The following is a 711-nucleotide window of genomic DNA, read 5'->3' on the forward strand; positions in this document are numbered from 1 at the left end:
AGCTCTATATAATGCCTGGCTTACCTAACTCTGTTCCCAAGGGTTTAATATTTTGAGGTTATCCAGACTGAAATCTGAAACGTTGCGCGTTACGATAGTCATATCGTGAACAAAAGATGTCGCTGCAATTAAAGTGTCTCTATATGGCTTTGGATCTGGAACGTGATATTTTGCACTCACCAATACAACTTCTTTATCGACTGGCAGAATGCGACCATCAAAAGTTGGTAAAACGTGCTCGCTCATCCATTGTCGAAGAATCTTACCTTTTGCTTTGTCTGAACGCTCAGCCAGCAGTATACCCAGCTCTATCTCATGAATGACGATTGATGAGACGTATAGCAATTGAGCGTCTATTTGGGACGACCATTGCTCAACATTTCTATTAGCTTTACCGCTTTTTACTTTTCGAAGCTCAGAGACCACGTTAGTATCTAATAAATACATACTAAAACTCTGCGGCTTCCGCTATATCGGTTACTTTGCTAGGGGAAAATTCAATATCCTCTACCCCATCCATCGAAAGCATTTCTCCAATCGTTACCCTCTTCTCTGTTACAGCCTTGTACTCATCATAAGATAAAAGAACGTGGGATGGCTTTCCCCGGTCGGTAATAAACACAGGTCCACTTAAAGCCTCTTTTTTGGCGCGGCCTGTCTCTTGGTTAAATTCTCGACTAGTTAGCGTAGACATAGTTCACCTCCAAATTT

The 711-nt window shown here is 41.8% G+C and carries 2 protein-coding genes; both read right to left on the reverse strand.

Going from position 1 to position 711, the window contains the following annotated elements; genetic code table 11:
* Positions 1–24: 24 nt before the first annotated feature.
* The gene (locus A3766_RS20015; RefSeq protein ID WP_068510220.1) at positions 25–447 is read right to left on the reverse strand and encodes a type II toxin-antitoxin system VapC family toxin; all 423 of its coding nucleotides are present in this window, start codon (positions 445–447) and stop codon (positions 25–27) included.
* Between the two features lies 1 nt (position 448).
* Positions 449–694 carry a type II toxin-antitoxin system prevent-host-death family antitoxin gene (locus A3766_RS20020; RefSeq protein WP_068510222.1) on the reverse strand — a complete coding sequence of 82 codons (246 nt, stop codon included), beginning with the start codon at positions 692–694 and terminating at the stop codon, positions 449–451.
* Positions 695–711 lie beyond the last annotated feature (17 nt).

Source organism: Oleiphilus sp. HI0132 (assembly GCF_001635845.1).

What these genes read in the sequence shown, in the direction of transcription:
- A3766_RS20020 (WP_068510222.1), bottom strand. Translation starts at nt 694, where the DNA reads ATGTCTACGCTAACTAGTCGAGAATTTAACCAAGAGACAGGCCGCGCC.
- A3766_RS20015 (WP_068510220.1), bottom strand. Translation starts at nt 447, where the DNA reads ATGTATTTATTAGATACTAACGTGGTCTCTGAGCTTCGAAAAGTAAAA.